Source organism: Actinophytocola sediminis, assembly GCF_054779715.1.
The window spans coordinates 118038-132799 of the sequence record NZ_BAAGXS010000004.1 but is presented as its reverse complement, the minus strand read 5'-3'; the positions used below and the strand labels follow the sequence as shown (position 1 = coordinate 132799).

The following is a 14762-nucleotide window of genomic DNA, read 5'->3' as shown; positions in this document are numbered from 1 at the left end:
ACATGGTTCACCGCCCTTTCCAGTCGTGATCGCATCTGTAGCATCACAGACGCGCCAAGACAACAACCCGCCGAGGAAACCGTGACTCGTTACCTGGATCTCAGCGCCGAGCTCGCCAGCATGGTGGTCGCCGGCGAGCTGGCGCCGGGCACGGAACTGCCGAGCGTGCGCGACCTGGCCACCGACAAGGCCACCACGACGGCCACCACCAGCCGCGCCTACCGGCACCTGGCCGAGCACGGGGTGCTCGTGATCGAGCCGAGGCGCCGGGCACGGGTGAGTGCGGACGGGCAGAGCAAGGCACGGCGCCTGCTGGCCGGCGCCTCGGTGTTCCGGCTGGCCGGCAGCGACGACCCGGCGATGAGCCTGCTGCTGCGTCAGCTCGGTGACCGGGTGTCGGTCGTGCCGGCGCGCGGGAGCCTGCACGGCCTGGCGGCGGTCGCCGCGAACACCGCGGACGGCGCGACCGCGCATCTGCGGCACCACACCGGGGTCTACAACGCGCCGTTCGCGCGGGCGGTGCTGCGCGGCAGGCAGCCGATCCTGTTGCACCTGTGGCGCCGGGAGCAGGGCCTGCTGCTCCCCGCCGGCAACCCACGCCGAATCACCGAGTTGCCCCAGCTCCGCGGCCTGCGCGTGGCGATGCGCAGTCCAGGGACGGGCACCCGCGTACTCCTGGACCACGCCCTGACCGCCGCCGGCGTCGGGCCCACCGAGGTCACCGGCCCCGAGTTCGGCACCCACCTCGAGGTCGCCCTCGCCGTCGCGGTCGGCGCCGCGGACGCCGGCCTGGCCGTGCGCGCCGCCGCCGTGGACCTCGACCTGGACTTCCTCCCCGTGGCCTGGGAGAACTACGACCTCGTGCTGGCCGCCGAGGCACTCGACGCCGCCGCCCCGCTGCTGGCGGCCGTGCACGACCCGGCGATGCACGCCGCGATCACCGCCCTCGGCGGCTACGACCTGAACAACACCGGCACCATCGCCCACCTGCAAAGCCCTGAATGCCTCATTCGGGACGTTGAACGTCCCGAATGAGGCATTCAGGGCGGTTCACCCGATGTCGGACACGAGGCCGAGGATCCGGCGCGTGACCAGGCCGGGTTCCTCCAGGGTCAGCTGGTGGGTGGCCCCGGGCACGGTCTCGGTGCGGATCCGGGAGTTGAGCGGACCGACGCGGGCGGCGACCTCGTCGGCACGGTGGATGTTGCTGCGTCCGCCGAGGATGAGCCGGGTCGGCACGTCGATCGCGCGTAACTCGTCGTCGGTGAACAGGTGTTGCGGTGGCAGGCGCGCCCGGTACCGGAAGCCGGCGAACAGCAGCGGCCGGAAGGTGTGCCGCACGGCGGGGTCCCCGGACGTGATCCGGCGCAGGATCGCCGAGGGCAGCAGCCAGCGGAACATCTCGACGAAGCTCCAGAGGATGAACCGCGTGCCGATCCAGGCGAACCCCGCCGGTTCGACGGCGATGACACTCGCGAGCCGGTCGGCGGACCGGCGCGCGAGGTTCAGCGCCAGGAAGCCGCCGCGGGAGAGCCCCACGAGGTGCACCCGCTCGTGGCCGAGGCCGGCGAGCACGTCGGTGAGCCAGTCCGCCAGGTCGTCGTTGGTCGCCAGCGGGCGGGTCTGGATGGAGTGTCCCGCTTCGCCGAGCGTGTCGACCGCGTAGACCGGACGCCGCGCGGACAGCTCGGCGACGTACGGGTACCAGGACACCGACGTGCCCATGATCCCGGGCAGCAGCACGATCGGCGTGTCCTGCCCGGTGCCGCTGCGCCGGACGCGGGTCGAGCCGAACCGCGTCCGGATGTCCAGTTCCTCAGCCGGCACCGGCCATTTCCGCAGGATCGCCGCGTAGGCGGCGAAGTAGCGGTCCCGTGCCTTCTGGTCGACGAACTCACCGATCATGTGATCCTCCCCAGGATTATAGTGCAATTGCACTGTAACAATCCGTGGTCACAACAGCCAGGGGTATGGCACAGTGCTCACGTGCCGAAACGCGTGGACCACGACCAGAGAAGGCGCGAGATCGCGGAGGCGCTCTTCCGGATCGCCGCGGCACACGGCCTACAGGCGGTGACCCTGCGTGCCGTCGCCGCAGCGGCCGGCATCTCGATGAACCTGGTCCAGTACTACTTCCCGACCAAGGAGGAGATGCTGCGGTTCGGCTGGCAACGGGTCGCCGAGCTTGGCGGCGAGCGCGCCGGCCGAGGCATCGCCCCGGCGCTGCGGACCGGGGACGAACGCGCCGTCATCCGGGCCTACCTGCTCGGCGTGCTGCCGACCGACGACCGTGGTCGCGTGCTCTGCGCGGTGCAGATCGCCTACTTCGCCGTGGACGTCACCCGCGGCGGCCAGTCCCCCGACCAGGAAGCCCTCGCCCCCCACCTGGTGCACGCGCTCACCGAGCAGCTCCGCCAGGCCCAGCGGCGAAACCGGATCCCGCCACACCTCGACCCCCGCCTGGAGGCCGACTCGCTCGCCACCATGGCCGCCGGCCTGCTCACCGGCATGCTGATCAAGGCCTACGACACCGAGCGGGCGACCGCGCTGATCGACTACCGCCTGAACCACCTGTTCCCCGACACCTGACCGCCCGCCGGTCAGGGCGTGATGACGATCTTGCCGACGTGCTGGCCCTGGCTGAACTGCCGCTGCGCGTCGTGAATGGCGGTGAGGCGGTGCCGCCCGGCGATGCGCGGACCGATCGCACCGGCGCGGGCGGTCTCGACGAGCTTGGCGAAGTGTTCCCGCGTGTGCATGGAGGAGCCGACCAGCGCGATGTTGTGCAGGTACAGCCGACGCAGGTCGAAGGACACCACCGGCCCCGCGATCGCGCCGGCGATGACCCACCGACCATCGTCGCGCAGGAGCGGCAACAGGGTGGCGAGGCCAGGACCGCCGGCAACGTCGGCGACCGCGTCCAGCCCCGCCGGGACCACCGAACGGAGCTGCTCGGCGAGGTCACCGACGTCGCGCGAGACGACCCGGTGCGCGCCGGCGTCGGCCACCGCGTCGGCCTTGGCGGCGGTACTGACGGCGATGACCTCGGCCCCGCGCGCCGCGGCGAGCTGTACCAGGGCCAGCCCGACACCGCCGGAGGCGCCGGTGACCAGCACGGTCTCCCCGGCGTTCAGAGTGGCGCGCTCGAGCATGCCCATCGCGGTGCCGTAGGCCACCGGCAGGCAGGCGAGCTGCTCGTCGGTCAGCGGTGACGTGGTGACGTCGTGGACGTGGTCGGCGATGGCGATGACATAGGTGGCGAACCCGCCGTCGGCTTCGCTGCCCAACAGCCCGACCGGCGGGGCGTGCCGGCTGTCGTCCCGGTAGATCGCCGGGTCGACCAGTACTCGCCGGTCCACCAACTCGCCGGGCACACCCGGACCAACGGCGTCGACGACGCCGGCGATGTCACCGCCCTGCACCCGGGGGAACCGCAGCGGGCCACGCCAGCCGGCCAGCGCGTCCGGTCGGCCGGGCAGCCCGTAGGCGCCTTCGCGGGTCCAGATGTCGGTGTTGTTGACCGCGGCCGCGGTCACCCGGACCAGCACCTCACCCGCACCAGGAGTCGGTACCGGCCAGTCGTCACGCACCTCGAGCGCATCGGGCCCACCGTGACGGGTGAGCACCGCGGCCGTCATCGTCCGGGTCACGCCCCCACCCTGACAGAGATCCGCGACCCGCGCGGAGCGGGGAGGGGTCCCGGCGGGGCAGGGAAATACTTGGGTGGGCTCGCGCCATCCGCATGGCGAGTCATCAGGAGGTCCTTGTGCCAAGCGTTGAGGAGATCCGCGCCCGTCGACCACGGGAGGTGGTGACAGCTCGAACCCTGCTGATTATCGCTGTCGTGCTGTGGATGCCCGTTGCTGGGCATCTCGCCGACACCGCCGGCCTGAGTGTCGTGTCGATGTTCTTCTGTGTCTCTGGCGCATTCGGTGCCGCCAGGGGTAGGCAGGCCGCGAGAGTCATGGCGGTGGTGGCCGTAGCCGTGATCTATCTGTTTCTGCTGCCGTACTGTGTGTTGGGCTTCCGTGATCCGTATCCGTACAGTGCCGCCTATGCGGTGATCGATATGGTCGCGGTGCTGGTTTCCGGAATCGCGTTGACATTGTTGTATCGACCGCACAGCAACAGGTATTTTGACCAGATCACCACCGCGCGACAAACGAGTAATCCAGCGAACACGTCAACGCCTGACGCGTGACGCGAATTCAGAGCAGCGTTCGTCAAACGCCCCGCAGAACACGACCAAGCGCCGCCCGGCCCGCAGGTCCCCAGTTCGACTTGCCGCCGGGGAGGCCCCGATCTCCGTTCTGCCCCATGAGCATCAGGAAGAGGCTCTTCATGGCGGCCAGCCCGCGGGCGCGCCGGATCGCCGCCTCATCCGCGTGCGCGTACCTGTCGAAGAACCGTGCGGCCGTGCCCTCGGGTAGCAGCACCCAGGCGGCGGCGAGATCCCACGCCGGATCGCCGGCGAACATGTCCCCGAAATCGACGACGCCCGAGAGCGTTCCGTCCGAGACGACGACGTTCGCGGGGTGGAGGTCGCCGTGCACCCACACCGGCGGGCCCTCCCACGCGCGGGCCGCAACGGCGTCGTCCCAGACGGTCCGGACGTCGGCGGCGATATCGTCGAGAGCGACGGCCTGGACGAAGTTCTCGAAACCGGCCACGCAGTTCCTGGGATGGGCGCCGCGGTCGGTAGCGATCGGCGCCTCGGCCGGTGCCGCCACATGCAGCGCCTGGAGGAAGCCAGCCAGCGTGTCGGCCGCATGGGCGCCGCGGCTGATCGTGCCGTGGTCCAGCGGCTCACCGGGAACCCACGTCATCACCGTCCAGTGCTTGGGGAAGCGCTCGGACGGTTCGCCGAACCGCACCGGGGTCGGCACCGGGAGCGGCAGGCGCGGGGCCAACACGGGCAGCCACCGCCGCTCCTTGAACTGGAGTTCCGGGGTTGGGTCCATGCGCTGCATACGCACCGCCAACTCGTCCCCAAGGCGCCACATCTGGTTGCCCCAGCCGCCAGCAACCTCGCGGATGGTCAGCCCGGCAAGATCTGGATGCTGCTCCCGCAGCAGGCAACGGACCAGGTCCTCGGTGATCTCGATCTCGGTGCCGGTCATGCGAGATCACAGTACTGAGGCAGCGGGCGGGGTGGCAGCTCGAGGCTTTGCGACAGAACGGTCGCCTGACGGGGTTATCCCCTTGTTGTGGCGGACAGTGCGTCGAACCAGGTACTGGGTGGTTCTGCCGGTTCGGCGGCAGGGCGGCGGTGGCGGATGGTGTCCACGCCCGCCACACGTGCGGCGGTGAGATCGGTGTCCGTGCTGCCGACGAACAGGCACGACCCCACCGGGGTGGCCCGCCCGTGGATCGCGGCGGTGATCAGGTTCGGGGCCGGCGGCAGGACGGCGCGGTCCGGACCGGTGCGTCCGACGAGATGTCGCGCATGCTCCACCAGCCCGTGTATCACCAGGAACGTGCGCACCGCGGCGGTCGCCAGGCTGCTGACCACGGTGATCTGGGTGCCGGCGGCGGCCATCGCGGCAAAGGCCTCGCGGACGCCGGGCGTGACCCGCGCGGCCGCCACCACCTCGTGCTCGATCCGGCCCAACTGCGCGTAGACCGCCCGCTCGGTGGCTGGGCCGATCGTGGCCGCGAATGCGAGGATGGCGAAGGGATCCTCGGTTCGCGCCACCTTTCGCGGCAGGCGCCTGTCGGCCACCATCACCCGCAGGCGGTCAGTCCTCGGACCTGCGGATGGCAACTCGGCGACCGGGCCGTCAAACGCCACCAGCACGTGATCGCGCTCCGTGAACAGTTCCGCCACGCGCATGATCCCCCCGTCTGGCTTCCGCCCAACCCAGGATATGCCGTGAACGGGAGTTACTTGTCGTGTTGTCGGCGCACCATTTCGGTGATCCAGCTGGGCGCGAACGGGGACGTGCAGTTCGGGGCCGTCGGGTAGTCCTTGAGAACTTCCAGGCGCTCGCCGATGTCGATGGCACGGGCGCGGTGTTCGGCGTGTTCGATCCCGATCTGGGCCAGGCAGTGGTTCATCGCCCACTGCAGCCGGTCGGGCGCGGTTCTCATCTCCGCCTCGATGACGTCGAGCAGGGCGACGAGGTCGAGGCCGGCTGGTTTCCTGGCCACCCGCTCGGTGGTCAGCGCCCAGCCGGCGCTCGCGACCACGGGATCCGGATCGGCGGTCCAGGCCACGCGGAGTTCCTCGGCGTGGGGGTTCTTCTTCACCACGTAGTTCACGAGCCAGTCGTGGACCTTGGGGGTCTTCGCCGCGCGCAACATGCCGTCCAACGCGGTTCGGTCGAACGCCTTCGGGCGGCAGATCAGCAGCGCCAGCAGCCGCGCCGCGGTGTCGCCCGTTGCCCACAGTTGGACGGCGAGCTCCTGCTGGGTCTTCAACCGCTTGGCGACCGCACGGAGTTTGCCGAGGTTCACCCCATGGTCGTCACCGTGTTTCTCGTTCACCTCACGGATCGTCGGATCCTCGAGCGCGGCCAGTTCGGCCAGCACCTCGGCGGTCGTCACGGTCACCTCCCCACCCAGCGACGATAAGCGTCCAGATCGACGTTGCTACCACAGATGACGGTAACGACATGCCGACCGGCGAACCGTTCCCGGTCCTCCAGCACGGCGGCGACCCCGAGCGCGGCCGACGGCTCGACGACCAGGCCCGCGTGCTCAAGAAGCAACCGCATCCCCTCGACGATCGACGACTCACTGACCAGAACGGCGTCATCGGCGACCGCGAGCAGGTCGTCCAGGACCTCCGGAATGGGAACCCGCCCGGCGACGCCGTCGGCGATGGTGTTCGTGGATTCGGTGGTGATGACGCGGCGTTCGTGCCAGGAGCGGGTCATCGCCGGCGCGCCAGCGGGTTGGACGCAGATCACCTGACGGTCGGGTGTCAGGGACTTCAGGACGTGGCCGATCCCGGTGGCCATCGCGCCGCCACCGAGGGCGACCAGTACCGCGTCGAAGGCCGTGTCGGCCAGTTCGAGGCCGATCGTGGCGGCGCCTTCGCAGGTCTCGACGTCGAGACTGTCCTCGATCAGTCTGATGCCGCGCTGGTGGGCGATGGTCATGGCCCGCTCGCGGGCCATCTCGAAGTCGCCGTCGACCAGTTCCAGTTCGGCGCCAAGTGCGCGGATCCGGTCGAGTTTGGCGACGGGGGCATGCCGTGCGGCGACGACGGTGACGTTGATGCCGCGACGGTTGCCTGACCAGGTGAGGGCTTGACCGAGGTTGCCGGCGCTGGCGCATACGGCGGCGGTGTGGTGGTGTGCGGACAGTTGGCTCGTGACCAGTTCGGTGCCTCGGGCTTTGAAACTGCGGATCGGGTTCGCGGTTTCGAGTTTGATGGTGACCGTGCAGCCGAGGTGGCGACCCAGGGTGTCGCACTGGTACGTCGGGGTGCGCAGGAACATGGAATCGATGACGCCGGTGGCGGCACGGATCCGGTCAAGATCGAGGCGTGTCTTGAGCACGCTGGGACCATAGCCGCTTAGCTGCGCTGACTTGACCGCTCACGTGACGTGATCAGCTTCCGGCCAATTCAACACCGGTAGAGAAAATACCAAAGTGATGCTAGAACCGGACTTCCGCCGGTATCATCGCAGCTCAGTTAGTGTCGTCCCCGCACACGCGGGGCTGTTCCCCGGAACGAGTAGAACCCAAACTCGGCCTCGTCGTCGTCCCCGCACACGCGGGGCTGTTCCCTACGACCGCCTCGAGCGGTTCGATCCGGACGCATCGTCCCCGCACACGCGGGGCTGTTCCCAGCCTGCGGATGGCCACGAAGTTGCCGGCGTTGTCGTCCCCGCACACGCGGGGCTGTTCCGCTCTGCAAGAGGACCGGCTGTGCGGTCGCTGTGGTCGTCCCCGCACACGCAGGGCTGTTCCGCGGCCGTTGAGCTGGGTGAGTATGTAGCGGGTGTCGTCCCTGTAAATGCGGGGTTGTTTCCGTCGATGGTCGGCTGCCGGAAGATCACACTCCTAGGTGAAATCTTCGCCTGGCAAGTAATCCTGCGCCAGCACTGGCCGACCTATCGACCGACCCCGTCACGCAACGCGATCCGCGCGCGTCGCATGTCCGCATCCGCCTGCCATACCGCGTACACCATCCGATCCGCCGCGAGGTCGGCGTACATCGTCGCCTCAACGAAAACTTCTACCGCCTGGTCCACCGCCGCTGCGGTCTCCGATGCCTCGTCTGCCGCCGTCCGCAACGACTCCGCTACCGCCTCGTCGGCCAGCGTTGCCTTGTCCAGCAACCTCGCCGCCGCGCCCGTTACCCGCTCGGCCCTTCGTCACCTGGCGCTCAATCCGAAGCAGTCACGGGCGTTGCTAGCGAAGGTGCGAAAGGAGATCCAGTGATCGACAACTGGCGTAAGTCCTCGGCCAGCGCCGACAACTCGTCCTGCGTGGAGACGGGATGGGCCGGCAACGTCGTCGGCTACCGGGATACCAAACAGGCTACGTTATCCGGCGACGACCGACCAACGCTGATGTTCAGCCGGAGCGCGGCCGGCGCGTTCCTCACCATGATCACGGCGCGCTGATCAGCAGCACCCCCTGGCCAAGCGGCCTGGCCGGGGCCTGCTTTGTTGACCGGGTACCGCTGGACCACAGAACAACAGACAACCGAACCCCTCTCCTGCAACGAAATACGACTCGTTCTCGCGTACTCCAAGTAGCATGCACGGATGCGTCCTGGAGGTGGAATGCGCGACGAGGACATCGTTGCGGCCGCACGAACGATTCGCACCGAGGTGCCTCTTGGCGCCCTCACCGAGCCGTTGGACGAACTCCTGAGCCGAGCGGATGCTGGAGCCCTCGTGGCCGACGAGATCATGGCGTTGTTGACTACGGATCAGACACTCCGCGAGGAGTTGCGTCACCGTCTACCTCAGGAGCCCGACACCAGTCGCACGACCCAACAGGACGGGCTGTATCTGGATCTGCCGGGGCATGGGGAACCGTCGACAGAGATCCTCTACAAGTGTCCCAGCTGTGAGTACGTGTACCCGATCTTCGAAGTTGGCGAGCCGGTCCCCGAGGGCTGCCCACACGGCCACGGTCAGCTTCGTCGGGTTCGGTGAGCCTCGGTGCTCAGTACGCTGGGAGCCGACCTGGGGCGCAAGGTCGCGGAGCGGTGGATGAGTCTGCTCGGCTCGCCCGCGTTGGCGTTCTGGATCGGTGGGCTGCTGACCTGGATCTGGGCGCACGGCGGGTTCACTTGGCCGGACTCGGGCTGGCAGCAGCTTGAGCGTTGGTGGGCACAGTCGTTCGGCACCACGTCGGTGGTGTGCAGGCCCTGTTCGCGGTGCTGGCGTTGCTGATGGTGGTGGGGTCAGCGCAGATTGCCGAATTGTTGGTCTTCGGGGCGCTCCGACTGCTCGAAGGTTACTGGCCGCGATGGGCACGACCGGTGAGGGCCGCGGTGATCACGTCGCGCGGGAAGAACGTGGACCGACGGGTCAAACGCTGGCGGACGTTGGCCCGCCGCCGGGAAGAACTGACGACCGATGAATATGTGGAATACGCCGCGTTGAACCGGTGGCGGATCGGTGTGCCACCCGATCCCCGCGACCGAATGCCGACCAGGCTCGGCGACGTGTTGAAGGCCGCCGAATCGCGTTCCCGTCATCGCTACGGCCTGGACGCGGTGGTGTGTTGGCCTCGGCTCTGGATGGCCATGCCCGAAAGTGCTCGTATCGAGGTTTCCGCCGCCCGCACCCAACTGGACAACGGTGCCCGATTGTGGTTGTGGAGCCTGGTGTTCTGTGTGTGGACGATCTTCGCGTGGTGGGCGTTGGGTATCGCGCTGGTGGGCATGATTGTCGGCTACCGGGTAGCTCTGAGCGGATCCGCCGGGTACGCCCAGCTAGTTCAGACCTGTTACGACCTGTACCGCCGCGAACTCTACATCTCGGTGGGTCAGGAGCCGCCTACCGATCCAAGACGGGAAGTCGAGACGGGAAGACGGCTCACGGCGTATCTGGAACGTGGTCCTGCCGTTGAAGGTGAACCTGGGGATGCCGCATGAACAGCGAACGAGCCGAGGAACTGTTGGGGTGGCAACCAATTCCGGACGCCCCTCGCCGTTTTCATCGATCGCTGGCAAAAGCCGGCACCTACCTCGATCGTTGCGTTGTGGACGGAGATCGGTCCTACCAAGGCCGACTGATCGATATGCTCGACCGCATCGTCGCGGACGAACAGTTCGCCAGGTGTCCTGGGACGTTCCGGATCGCCGTGTTGAACCGCACGGGAATCGCCCACAACTGGCGTGGTGGAAACCAGTCCAGTGTCGACGATCTGCGGTCCGCGGTGCGATTGTTCACCGCAGGACTCCAACTGGTGTCCGACGGCAGCATCGAACAGGTCAGGATGGACTGCAATCTCGCGGGCACGCTGCGTTTCCTCTTCCAGTTGAGTGACGACCCCGAGGCGATTCCCAGCGGTATCCGACATGCGCGACGCGCTGTCTCGCAGGTCGAGCATGGAACCACGCTGGCTGCCCTGTGTCACTCCACGCTCGCCAACTTGCTGCGCGTCACGTTCATCCTGGGCGACATCACCGTGCTGAACGAGGCGATCGAGCAGGCGGAGCGGGCGGTCGCTGCCCCGTCACCGGTGGACCATCGGGGAATGCTGGCCGATCTGCTGTTCGACCGATATGAGCTCCGTGGCGATCTGGACGATCTCAACCGTGCCATCGACCTCTATCGTCAGGAACTTCAGGACCGAGGACCCACCACGTATCCGGCGGCGGAGAAGACCGTCCACGGAAGGTTGGGCGCATTACTGCGCTTCCGGTACCTCCGCACCAAAAGCTGGTCCGATCTCGACGAAGCCGTTCGGTTGGTGACCGAATCGCTACACGAACAACCGAACAGCGCGGGGGCCATGTCCTCCTTGGGAAACGTCCTGCTGACCCGTTACCACGCTCGCGGGGACACGGCGGACCTGTTCACTGCCGTTGACCTCCAGGTCAACGCGGTCGCCGCCGCCGACGTACCGCACTGGGGATTGCCCGACTATCACAACAATGCCGGCAACGCACTCGCGGAAGCCGCGCGTGCGACCGGAGATCCAGAACTCGGCGGGCAGGCCATCGAACACTACCGGGCGGCGCTGCGCCTGATCCCGGACAGCTCGCCGCAGCGGGCCTCCTGGCAATACAACCTCGGCCGTGTCCTGCAGTCCCAGAGCGAGCTCACAGTCGATGACGCGTTGGCCGATGCGGCGAAGACCGCATACCGGCAAGCAGTGCGTCTTGGTCTGGACACCGCGCCGGAATGGGCCTTGTCGGCCGCACGCCTCTGGGGCGGCTGGGCGGCTGAACATGGTGACTGGGACGAGGCGACCGAGGCGTACGGCCACGCGATCGAGGCCGCTCAACACCTGTTCCGGACGCAGTTGTTCCGCGAAGACAAGGAGACCTGGCTCGCCGACGTACAGGGCCTGTCCGCCGAGGCGGCCCGCGCGATGTTCCAAGCTGGCCACCAGGAAGCTGCCGTCGTCGCCCTGGACGCCGGACGGGGCCTGCAACTCGCCGAGGCACTGCAGCGAGACCGGGTCGAACTCGACCGCCTTGTCGGCACAGCACATGACGAACTGGTCCACCGGTACCGGCTGGCAGCCGAGGAACTGGACTACGCGACCCGCGGCAGCGCGGCACCGGCCGATGTCCGCCGGTGCCGAGATACCCTCGACAGTGCGATCGAGGCGATCCGCGAGATCGGTGGCTACGAGCGCTTTCTACGCACTCCGGTCATCACCGACATTCACCGCGCCGTTCCGTCCAACTCGGTGATCCTGTATCTCGCCGCGGCGGAGGATGCGGGAATCGCGTTGGCAGTGCATCCCGACGGTCGCGTCGAGGGAACCACGTTAGCTGCGATGACCGGCGCGGCAGTGCGACAGCGCGTCCGGGCGCTGCTGGACACCCGCCGTTCGCTGCCGACGCAGTCGGGACCATGGGAAGGCGCGCTGGACGCGATCACCCGCTGGGCCTGGTCGGAGATCATGGCACCGGCGTTGTCACTCACCGGGAACACCGACCAGATCATCCTCGTGCCATCCGGCATGCTCACCATGCTTCCCCTGCACGCGGCCTGGACACCCGCACCGGGCGCACCCAGCAACCGCCGCTACCTACTCGACGACACCACGATCACCTACAGCCCCAACAGCTACAGCCTGGCGTTCACCGAGCGCGTCGCCGCGCAGATCCCCGCCGAGCGACTCGTCGTCGTCGTGGACCCTCGCCCCACATCACATCCGCCGATCGGGTACGCCCGTGCCGAGTCGGCTTGGAGCAAGCACTGGTTCCCTCAGGCAACCACGCTCGAGGGCCCGCGGGCCAACTCCGCCAACCTCGTTGCGGCCTGGGGCGACGCCCAGGTCCTGCACTTCATCTCGCATGGCCACGCCGACCCGAGCAATCCGCTGAACAGCGCACTGGTCCTGGCAGACGACCACGATCTCACCCTCCGCGAGATCTTCGACCTGCGGCCGATGGCATCTGGACCCCGCCATCAGGCACGCCTCGCGGTGCTCTCCGCGTGCGATACCGACCGCCCTGGAACCGGCCTGCCCGACGAGGTAGTCAGTCTGCCCAGCGGGCTGATCCAGGCTGGATTCGCCGGTGTCATCGCCACCCAGTGGGTGATCCGCAGCGAAGCTGTCAGCCTGCTGATGGCCCGCTTTTACCAGCTGTGGAAGAACGAGCATCATCCCCCGGCTGTCGCCCTACGCGCAGCCCAGAAATGGCTACGTGACACGACAAACATGGAGAAGGTCAACGACCTCAGAAATGCGGTCGCCCCGTCCGTTGACCAAGACATGCTCAGTCTCATCCGCAACCTGCAACTTCGCGACCCGGACGCACGTCCCTACCTTCATCCCTCGGACTGGGCGGGAATGAGCTACCACGGTTCCTGACCCGCTCGCGTTGGCACGCACCAGCGCATCTTTGTGCTCGGTGCCGCATATCGGTCACCCGTACAGGTGCCACACCGATTCTCGTTCCGTGAAAGAAACAGCATCGGCCGGCGTCTCGTGACTGGGCCCTCCCCAGTGGACTACCGCACGACGTTGCCGTACATCTCGCCGAGCGGGTCGGCGATCAGCTCGATCCGCGCGCCGTCGGGGTCGGCGAAGTACACCGACACCTCGCTGTGCACGACATGCTCGACCCCCTCCTCCTTCAGCCTGGCCACCAGTTCCCGCCAGCGCGCCGGCTCCACCGAGATCGCCACGTGGTGCAACCCGCCGAGCACCTCCGCGTACGGGCCGACCTCCAGGCCGGGGAAGTCGAAGAACGCCAACAGGTTCCCGTTCCCGATGTCGAAGAAGAAGTGCGACGAGCCGGCATAGTCCCGGTTCTCGATCAGCTCGGTCAGCGGAAACCCGAGCAGGCCCTGGTAGAACCTGATGGTCTGCTCGACGTCACTGGAGATCAACGCGGTGTGGTGCAGGCCACGCCCGGTGCTCGCCGCACGCTCGGCCTTGGGCCGCAGGTACTCCCCGCGCAACCGCTCCCGGATGCCGGCCGCGTTCTCTGTCATGGTCTCCGCCTCTCAACACCGTCCTGGAGACCCCAGTATCAACCGATGAAGGTCACCTCGGGGTAGGCCGGTGACGGTGCCGACATCAAGGGCTGCGGCCGGCGACCGAGGTGTTGGTCGAGGAACGCCCTGACATAGGTCCGGGTGATGTCCAGCGCCCGCTCGGAGTCGATGCTCGCCCCGAGGTCGATGCCCAACTGACCCGCGAACACCCCGAGGTCGGTGAACGACGGGTGCACCGTCCCGGTCACCATCAGCCACCGCTTCCACCCGGTCAGCTGCGTCCAGTCCCGCTCCCAGTCCTCATACGGGCTTGGTTCGCCGGGGACGTAGCCGTCCATGCTGCCGAGGAACAGGAACGGCCGGGCCAGACCGGGCTCGGGGATCTCGACATGGGTACTGCCGTCGATGTCGATCCCGGCCTGGATCCGCGCGTCGCCGACCATCGACGGGACCGCACTCGCACCGCCGGCCGAGTGACCGGCCATCGCGACCCGACTCGGGTCGATCAGCTTCACCGCCCGCGACCGCGTCCCCGGGTCGGTCAGTTCGTCGAGCACGAACGACGCGTCGGCCGCCCGTCCGGTCACCAGTTTCGCCCCGAATCCCGGCTGGTGGTCGACCTCGCACGCCGCGCACTCGGTGAGCCGGCCGTCGGGAAAGGTCATGGCCCGGTTCTCGTAGGTGTGGTCGATGACCGCCACCACGTAGCCGTGGCTGGCCAGGTCCTCGGCCAGCGAGCTGAGGGTGGCCCGGGAGTTGGTGAACCCGGGCGAGAGCAGCACCAGCGGCCGGCTGTGCGGCCGCCCCACCGGCCGCGCGTCGACCACGGCGTTGGTCGCCACCTTGCTCAGGGCGTCTGGCGGCAGGTCGGAAATCTCCTCCGTCGCGAGATAGCGCGCCGACTCGGTCGGCGTCATGTACTGCCTGGTCGGCCCGTCGGTGTCGGCCGCCGGGTAGAACAACGAGACCATCAGTTCTCGGTAGGGCACCGAGGGCACCCACGGGTCGGGGCGCGAGATGTCCTTCAGGTACAACGAACTCGCGCCGACCTCCTGGCGACCGGTCGGGGCCGGCAGGTACGGCGCCGCGTCGGCGGCCGAGGACACGGCCGGTGCGAGGGTCATCGCGGCGGCCAGCGCGGTGGCGACGGCGAGTGCGCGCATG

Annotated in this window: 17 protein-coding genes and 1 CRISPR repeat array; of the genes, 8 read left to right on the top strand and 9 right to left on the bottom strand. The window is 68.1% G+C overall.

From position 1 onward, the window contains the following. Window positions 1–81: 81 nt before the first annotated feature. Window positions 82–1035: a substrate-binding domain-containing protein gene (locus tag ACYVIP_RS02810; protein WP_460391617.1), complete on the top strand. Its 954-nt coding sequence runs from the start codon at window positions 82–84 to the stop codon at window positions 1033–1035. Window positions 1036–1050: 15 nt separating this feature from the next. Here ACYVIP_RS02810 and ACYVIP_RS02805 read toward each other — a convergent pair whose 3' ends face one another. Then, a complete protein-coding gene (locus ACYVIP_RS02805) occupies window positions 1051–1905 on the bottom strand; it encodes an alpha/beta fold hydrolase (RefSeq protein WP_460391615.1) in 855 nt (284 codons plus the stop codon). Window positions 1906–1986: 81 nt separating this feature from the next. On the opposite strand from ACYVIP_RS02805, the gene ACYVIP_RS02800 reads away from it, so the two are divergent. Continuing rightward, on the top strand, window positions 1987–2589 hold the full coding sequence (locus ACYVIP_RS02800) for a TetR/AcrR family transcriptional regulator (RefSeq protein WP_460391613.1): 603 nt from the start codon (window positions 1987–1989) through the stop codon (window positions 2587–2589). 11 nt (window positions 2590–2600) lie between these two features. On the opposite strand, the gene ACYVIP_RS02795 is transcribed toward ACYVIP_RS02800, so the two are convergent. Next, a complete protein-coding gene (locus ACYVIP_RS02795) occupies window positions 2601–3650 on the bottom strand; it encodes a zinc-binding dehydrogenase (protein WP_460391611.1) in 1050 nt (349 codons plus the stop codon). Between the two features lie 116 nt (window positions 3651–3766). On the opposite strand from ACYVIP_RS02795, the gene ACYVIP_RS02790 reads away from it, so the two are divergent. Continuing rightward, window positions 3767–4201, top strand: a complete 435-nt coding sequence (locus ACYVIP_RS02790) for a hypothetical protein (RefSeq protein WP_460391609.1) — start codon at window positions 3767–3769, stop codon at window positions 4199–4201. A 22-nt stretch (window positions 4202–4223) separates the two neighbouring features. Here the strand turns inward: ACYVIP_RS02790 and ACYVIP_RS02785 are convergent, their stop codons facing one another. The 5 genes from ACYVIP_RS02785 to ACYVIP_RS02765 form a co-directional block, all read right to left on the bottom strand. Beyond that, the gene (locus ACYVIP_RS02785; RefSeq protein WP_460391607.1) at window positions 4224–5120 is read right to left on the bottom strand and encodes an aminoglycoside phosphotransferase family protein; all 897 of its coding nucleotides are present in this window, start codon (window positions 5118–5120) and stop codon (window positions 4224–4226) included. A 74-nt stretch (window positions 5121–5194) separates the two neighbouring features. Further along, complete coding sequence (locus ACYVIP_RS02780; protein WP_460391605.1) at window positions 5195–5827, bottom strand: HAD family hydrolase; 633 nt, start codon at window positions 5825–5827, stop codon at window positions 5195–5197. 56 nt (window positions 5828–5883) lie between these two features. Continuing rightward, on the bottom strand, window positions 5884–6552 hold the full coding sequence (locus tag ACYVIP_RS02775) for a DNA alkylation repair protein (protein ID WP_460391603.1): 669 nt from the start codon (window positions 6550–6552) through the stop codon (window positions 5884–5886). Next, the gene (locus ACYVIP_RS02770; protein ID WP_460391601.1) at window positions 6549–7505 is read right to left on the bottom strand and encodes a threonine ammonia-lyase; all 957 of its coding nucleotides are present in this window, start codon (window positions 7503–7505) and stop codon (window positions 6549–6551) included. The genes ACYVIP_RS02775 and ACYVIP_RS02770 overlap by 4 nt, the downstream gene beginning before the upstream one ends. Before the next feature lie 143 nt (window positions 7506–7648). Further along, a CRISPR array of direct repeats spans window positions 7649–7920; the repeat unit is 27 nt; unit sequence TCGTCCCCGCACACGCGGGGCTGTTCC. Between the two features lie 143 nt (window positions 7921–8063). Next, window positions 8064–8291, bottom strand: a complete 228-nt coding sequence (locus tag ACYVIP_RS02765) for a hypothetical protein (protein ID WP_460391599.1) — start codon at window positions 8289–8291, stop codon at window positions 8064–8066. Window positions 8292–8390: 99 nt separating this feature from the next. Between ACYVIP_RS02765 and ACYVIP_RS02760 the strand changes: the two genes are divergently transcribed. The 5 genes from ACYVIP_RS02760 (at window position 8391) to ACYVIP_RS02740 (ending at window position 12969) form a co-directional block, all read left to right on the top strand. After that, window positions 8391–8579 carry a DUF397 domain-containing protein gene (locus ACYVIP_RS02760; RefSeq protein WP_460391597.1) on the top strand — a complete coding sequence of 63 codons (189 nt, stop codon included), beginning with the start codon at window positions 8391–8393 and terminating at the stop codon, window positions 8577–8579. A gap of 162 nt (window positions 8580–8741) precedes the next feature. Beyond that, on the top strand, window positions 8742–9119 hold the full coding sequence (locus ACYVIP_RS02755; protein WP_460391595.1) for a hypothetical protein: 378 nt from the start codon (window positions 8742–8744) through the stop codon (window positions 9117–9119). A gap of 6 nt (window positions 9120–9125) precedes the next feature. Further along, window positions 9126–9359: a hypothetical protein gene (locus ACYVIP_RS02750; RefSeq protein WP_460391593.1), complete on the top strand. Its 234-nt coding sequence runs from the start codon at window positions 9126–9128 to the stop codon at window positions 9357–9359. Next, a complete protein-coding gene (locus ACYVIP_RS02745) occupies window positions 9326–10066 on the top strand; it encodes a hypothetical protein (protein WP_460391591.1) in 741 nt (246 codons plus the stop codon). The genes ACYVIP_RS02750 and ACYVIP_RS02745 overlap by 34 nt, the downstream gene beginning before the upstream one ends. After that, entirely contained in the window at window positions 10063–12969 is a 2907-nt protein-coding gene (locus tag ACYVIP_RS02740; RefSeq protein ID WP_460391589.1) for a CHAT domain-containing protein, read from the top strand. Before ACYVIP_RS02745 ends, ACYVIP_RS02740 begins: the two co-directional genes overlap by 4 nt. A 140-nt stretch (window positions 12970–13109) precedes the next feature. On the opposite strand, the gene ACYVIP_RS02735 is transcribed toward ACYVIP_RS02740, so the two are convergent. After that, a complete protein-coding gene (locus ACYVIP_RS02735; RefSeq protein ID WP_460391587.1) occupies window positions 13110–13595 on the bottom strand; it encodes a VOC family protein in 486 nt (161 codons plus the stop codon). 38 nt (window positions 13596–13633) lie between these two features. Further along, window positions 13634–14761: an alpha/beta hydrolase family protein gene (locus ACYVIP_RS02730; RefSeq protein WP_460391585.1), complete on the bottom strand. Its 1128-nt coding sequence runs from the start codon at window positions 14759–14761 to the stop codon at window positions 13634–13636. Window position 14762 lies beyond the last annotated feature (1 nt).

Excerpts from the sequence above, each read along its gene's own strand:
- ACYVIP_RS02805 (WP_460391615.1), bottom strand. The coding sequence starts at position 1,905 with ATGATCGGTGAGTTCGTCGACCAGAAGGCACGGGACCGCTACTTCGCC.
- ACYVIP_RS02785 (WP_460391607.1), bottom strand. The coding sequence starts at position 5,120 with ATGACCGGCACCGAGATCGAGATCACCGAGGACCTGGTCCGTTGCCTG.
- ACYVIP_RS02755 (WP_460391595.1), top strand. The coding sequence starts at position 8,742 with ATGCGCGACGAGGACATCGTTGCGGCCGCACGAACGATTCGCACCGAG.
- ACYVIP_RS02740 (WP_460391589.1), top strand. The coding sequence starts at position 10,063 with ATGAACAGCGAACGAGCCGAGGAACTGTTGGGGTGGCAACCAATTCCG.
- ACYVIP_RS02735 (WP_460391587.1), bottom strand. The coding sequence starts at position 13,595 with ATGACAGAGAACGCGGCCGGCATCCGGGAGCGGTTGCGCGGGGAGTAC.
- ACYVIP_RS02730 (WP_460391585.1), bottom strand. The coding sequence starts at position 14,761 with ATGCGCGCACTCGCCGTCGCCACCGCGCTGGCCGCCGCGATGACCCTC.